Here is a 5,415-nt window from a genome sequence, read left to right as displayed (position 1 = left end):
TGGATAGATAATGGTGTGTTTAAACGGATGGAATATTTTCCCGGGTCAGACAGGCATCTCTTCCCGCCTTCCGGATGAGCCATCATTATAAATCAAGAGGTTAGGTTTTTTAACACGCTCTGAAGGAACACAAGTGACAGCACCAACCCGAGCGCCGAGGCGCCAGTTGGGAAGTGACGGTCAGCAGTCGGCGACAGAGAATGATCCGTCGCCTGGACAAGACACCGAGTCTGCGTGGCTGCCTCGACGACCCGGACTGGTGGACCGATGCCTGTGATCTGGTCAGTGCCGAGACGGGAATTGAAATGGACAAGTTCCCCCGCCATTGCCCTTGAGCGATCACAACGGAAGGAAGTCTTCGACGCCATCGGTCTTTCCATCCCGCTCAAGACCAAAGCCGACAAGCTCGCCGCGTGGGCAGGCGCCGCTTTCGCGGCATCGGCTATTTGGTTATCAAAAATCGATGCTTTCAGCATAATTGCGCTTGCTGGCTGGAGGAAGATCCGTCAGACAGCACCCTGCTCGTGTGGCGCAGCAACTTCCAGGCCGGAATCGGTGAGCTGTCGTATGCGTGCAGCCGGCGCTCTTCCGTGGAGGAGGCCTTGCCAGCCGGGAATCTTCAACAACGATCAGGCTCGCAGTTCACCAGCGAAGCCTTCACCAGCGTGCTCAAGCGTGAAGAGGTGCTCATCCGCATGGATGGTCGAGGGCGAGCGTTCGCACCAGTCGCTGGGCAACCAGACGCCCGATGTCGTGCATCGGACTGCTATAGGTGGCGGGGCGGTGATCGTGGACAAATTTGGCGGCGCGGGGGAGAAGCCCTTGCTCCGCTACGCTTCACAGGGATTTCTCCCCCGCAGAAGCAAGAGCACAAAGCAAGGCCAAACCGGGGCAGCGCCATCCAGCTGCTGGTGAAAATAGGTACAGCTTACTCTTGACTTCTGGGTCCACTTTAACCGCTAAAGCTGCACTGATGGCAAGTAAACCCTATGACGTATAAAAAGAACTTATAATGGGTCTGAAAAAGGGGGAGCATGGTCATCAGTGTCGCCATCGTCGAGGACGGCGCCGAGTTTCGTGACGCATTTGCGAGGCTGGTGGCCGATGCCCCGGACATGCGGCTCGCCGGTGCGGCAGCCGATCTGGCCGCCGGCATGGCGCTGCTCGAGTGCGGGCCGGTCGACGTCCTGTTGGTGGACCTGGGACTGCCCGACGGTAGTGGGCTGTCGCTGATCCGCGAGACCACGCGGCGCTGGCCGGAGAACTGCGACGTGATGGTCATTTCCGTCTTCGCCGACGAAGAGCATGTGCTCGCCTCGCTCGCGGCCGGCGCCACCGGCTATCTGCTCAAGGATGCCTCGCCGGCCGATCTGGCCCGTCAGATCCGCGAACTCCATGCCGGCGGCAGTCCCATCAGCCCGCGCATCGCCCGCCGCCTGCTGGCCAGACTGCCGTTGGCCGAGACCCTCGGGAGCGTTCCCGACTCGCACGAGAGCGTGTTACTGACTGGGCAGGAACGCTCGGTTCTTGCTTACATGGCCAAGGGTTACAGTTATCACGAGGTCGCGGCACTCATGGGAATTTCCCCGCATACGGTGACGACCTACGTCAAGCGCGCCTACCGCAAACTGCACGTTCACTCCAAGACGGAGGCCCTCTATGAGCTTCGGCGCATGGGTCTGGGCTTCGATTAGGGGCCGCCTCGATTCGCTACTGGTGCCGAGCCTGTGGCTCGTCGCAGCGCCCGCCTGCCTGGCCGTTCTGTTTCTCGTCGTCCGACCGGGCGACGGCGCAGCGCACGTTCGCTTCGCACACGCGGAGCGCTGGATCGAGCCCCTGGCCGGCTACAGCTTCGACAAGGCGGGTTTCTCCGCCTTGCTGCACGCCGTACCCGACTTCAGCGCGGCGCGCTGGACGCCGATGCCGCTGCCCGATGTCGTTCTGCTGCCGGCGATTTCGTCCGAGCCCGACCCGCCGGAGATGGCGCGCGCCTGGCTGCGCGTGCGCTACACCCCGCTGGCAACGGCGACGCCCGGCGAACCCCTGGCGCTCTACGGCACCCGGATCATGGGCGGCGCCTGGTCGGTGTGGGTGAACGGCGAACTGATCGAAACCAGCCTCGACGACTGGCGCATGCAATGGAACCGGCCGCTGCTCGCCAAGCTCCCCTTGCGCCATTCGCTCGCTGGCAAGCCGATCGACATCATCGTCGCCGTTCCCTACCGGATCGCCCAGGGCTATGCGGTCGGGACACTCTCTGCCGGTCCGCTATCTGCGCTCCGGCCGCTCAACGACAGCCGTGTCTTTTTTCAATCGACGTTGCCGCAGGCCGGCATCCTGGTGGCGCTGCTGCTGGGCCTGCTCTCGTTCCAGTTCTGGCTTGCCCGCCCGTCGGAAACGGCGCACCTGTTGCTGACACTCACCGCCGTTGCCTGGTTCGTCTTCAATCTGCAGTACTTCTTCGATTTTTCCGATGACGAGGTGGCGGCGCTCTGGTTCGGCGCGCTGGTCGATGCCGCCGCGGCCTGGCTGCTGGCCTTTCTCTGTCTGTTCGCTTTCCGCTTCGAGCAGCGGCGCTTCCCGCGTCTCGAAAAAGCCCTCCTGGGCTACGCGCTGGGTGTCTCGCTCGTCACCCTGCCGCTGTGGCAGTGGCACGTCACCGCGCTGCTGTTGCAGCATACGGTCGATCTCGTCCTTGGCGTCGGCGTGACGGGTCTGCTCACCTGGCTGGCGCTGCGCGGCGGCAGCCTCGAGTTCCGCATCATCACGCTGGCCCTGTGGTCGCTGGCCGCCTTCGCGGCGCACGACCTCTGGTTCCTGTCTTCGCAACGCAGTCCCGACGGCGTACACCTCTTTCCCTACGCCACCTTCCTGCTCTTCGGCGCCTTTCTCTTTTCGCTGCAGCGACGCTATCTCGGCGCCCTCGACGGCATCGAGGCGCTCAATGTTTCCCTCGAGCAGCGGCTGCGCGAACGCGAAGCCGACCTCGAAGCCAGACACGGCCAACTGCGCCAGGTCGAGCAGCAGAAAGCGCTGCTCCAGGAGCGGCAGCGACTGATGCAGGACATGCACGACGGTCTCGGTTCGGCGCTGGTGAGTTCGCTGGTCCTCGTCGAACAGGGACGCTTGCCGCCGGCCGGGCTGGCCTCCATCCTGCGCGAATGCGTCGATGAACTGCGCCTGGTGATCGATTCGCTCGAGCCCGTCACTCACGACCTCGTCAGCCTGCTGGCAACGCTGCGCCATCGTCTCGGCGATCGCCTGGCCGCCGCCGGTATCCGCATCGACTGGGCCATGGCCGACCTGCCGCCGCTGCCCTGGCTCGATCCGCCACAGGCGCTGCAGGTGCTGCGCATCGTCCAGGAAGCGCTGACCAATGTCCTCAAGCACGCGCGGGCGAGCGAACTGCGGATTACCGCGCGCCAGGAAACCGACAGCGCAGGCCGACAGGTCGTGATCGTCGAGATTGCCGATGATGGCGTCGGTTTCAGTCCGCTGGCGGCCACCGCCGGGCGCGGCCTGCGCAACATGCGCGAACGCGCCCGGCGCCTCGGCGGCGCGCTGGCGGTCACCGCCGCCGCGGGGGAGGGCACACGCGTCGAGCTGCGCCTGCCGGTCGCGATCGATGCTCCCGCCGCATTGGCCACGCCTCATCAGACCACCGGGGTTTTCGCCTGCCGGCGCAAGCGCGGCCGGCGGCGGTCGGATTCCGGCTAATCGCCTCATCTTCCGCACCTCTTGTCCCGTGTTTAGGGGATATACAGATTTGCGCCGGGATGCGATAGTCGTGCCGCACAGCGAAGAGGGCTTTCCTGCACCGCCACGGTCCGCGCCAGCCTTCTTTACTGACCTTGCACCGTCGCGTGTTGACAGGTGAACTCCCGGCGCACGCGCACCTTTTTTCTGGTCCCTGGGAGCAGCTTCTCATGCAGCACGCCATTCGCCTCTTTGTCGCACTCCTTTTTGTCGCACTCCTTTTCCACCTGCTGGCCACCAGTGCCATCGCCGCACCGGTCAACCTGGTCATTGGTGCGACCGCTCCGCAGGTGCCAACCGCCGGGACGATCATTGTCGACCTGATTGACGGCGATGGGGTGTCGGGAAGCCATGTTTTCCTGGAGAAGCTGTCGGTTCGACCGACATCGATCGACGGTGCGGTCAGCGAACCGTCGCCGGGGAGATTCCTCATCGCCGATGAGCAGGTTCTGTCCTCGCTGTATTTCGATCTGGCCGATGTCTACGCCGGCTTTGCCTTGACGATCGATTCGTATCTGGCTGATCCCGATATTTTCGGCTTTCCGGACTCGCTCGTCTTGAGCGCTATCGACGCGGCGGGAATGCCGCTCTTCCTCACCACCGACCCGAGTGGGGCCAACGCCTGGATGGTGCTGAGCGCGTATGGACTGGAAGTGTATGCACCCGCCGGGTTGGCGCTATCGGTGACGTCAGGGTCCGCCGCGGTGCCCGAACCGGCGACCGGGCTGCTCATGCTCTTGGCTGTCGTTGCGCTGATGCTTGCAAGGTCGGCTCTCGGCCGCAGGTGGGCCACGGTCGCAATGCTCGCCCTCGGGGTATCGCTCCCGGCCCATGCGTACGTAACCGACGCCACAGCGCAGGTCAGCATCACCCGCTCGCCGCTGGTCTATAACCGGGCCACCCAGACCTACGATGGCTTGGTGAGTGTGCGCAACATCGGCACCCAGACCCTGTGGGCACCAGCCTACCTGGTGGTCTCGGGGGTGCCTAGCGGTGTCCTGGTAACCAACTGGACCGGCGCCAACACCGATGGCCAGCCGATGCTCGCACTTCCGGTCACCGCCACGGGGCTCGCTCCCGGCCAGACGACGGGCAACTTCCCGGTCAAGTTTCGCAATTCTCAGCAGATCAAATTCACCCCGTCGTTCGCCGTCTGGTCGAACGACTCGGACACCGCCGTGGCCGAGCCCGGCCTGGTGCTGCCACCGATCACCGACCGCCCGGCATCGCCAGAGAAAATCATGACGCTGGCGAGCGGCGTCCAGGTGGTGATGTCGGATCTGCTGGTGGTCACCGAGGATTCGCTGACGCTCGAGCAGGCTACCGCGATTTTCCAGAGGCATGGTGCGAAAATCGTCGGGCGGGTTCCGGAAGCATTCTATTATCAACTCGATGTCGCTGCGGCGACTACCGAAGAAAGTCTGGAGCGGGTGCGGAGTAATATTGCCGGTGAATCCGGAGTTGTTGCCGTTTCGGCGTTGGTGCATAAATACTCTCTTTAAAAATCAATAGCTTAAAGCGATGGAGGCGTCAATTTAGAGCGTGTTAAAAAACCTAACCTCTTGATTTATAATGATGGCTCATCCGGAAGGCGGGAAGAGATGCCTGTCTGACCCGGGAAAATATTCCATCCGTTTAAACACACCATTATCTATCCAT

General features: G+C 63.2%; 3 protein-coding genes and 2 pseudogenes. All 5 read left to right on the top strand.

Annotated features, from left to right (window positions below; translation table 11 throughout):
* Window positions 1-149: 149 nt before the first annotated feature.
* Window positions 150-335, top strand: a pseudogene (locus tag Q1M07_RS01140) (DUF29 family protein); the annotation flags it as partial.
* 271 nt (window positions 336-606) lie between these two features.
* Window positions 607-810 (top strand): annotated as a pseudogene (locus Q1M07_RS01135) (IS3 family transposase); the annotation flags it as partial.
* A 224-nt stretch (window positions 811-1,034) separates the two neighbouring features.
* Window positions 1,035-1,694, top strand: coding sequence for a response regulator transcription factor (locus Q1M07_RS01130; RefSeq protein WP_034918131.1), 660 nt, complete (start codon window positions 1,035-1,037; stop codon window positions 1,692-1,694).
* Window positions 1,660-3,717, top strand: coding sequence for a sensor histidine kinase (locus Q1M07_RS01125; RefSeq protein WP_300449444.1), 2,058 nt, complete (start codon window positions 1,660-1,662; stop codon window positions 3,715-3,717). The genes Q1M07_RS01130 and Q1M07_RS01125 overlap by 35 nt, the downstream gene beginning before the upstream one ends.
* A 209-nt stretch (window positions 3,718-3,926) precedes the next feature.
* Window positions 3,927-5,258: a PEP-CTERM sorting domain-containing protein gene (locus Q1M07_RS01120; RefSeq protein WP_300449439.1), complete on the top strand. Its 1,332-nt coding sequence runs from the start codon at window positions 3,927-3,929 to the stop codon at window positions 5,256-5,258.
* The last annotated feature ends 157 nt before the right edge of the window (window positions 5,259-5,415 follow it).

The organism is Accumulibacter sp., assembly GCF_029255285.1.
GTDB lineage: Bacteria > Pseudomonadota > Gammaproteobacteria > Burkholderiales > Rhodocyclaceae > Accumulibacter.
The sequence above is the reverse complement of the archived record's forward strand: the minus strand, read 5'-3'. Positions and strand labels throughout refer to the sequence as shown.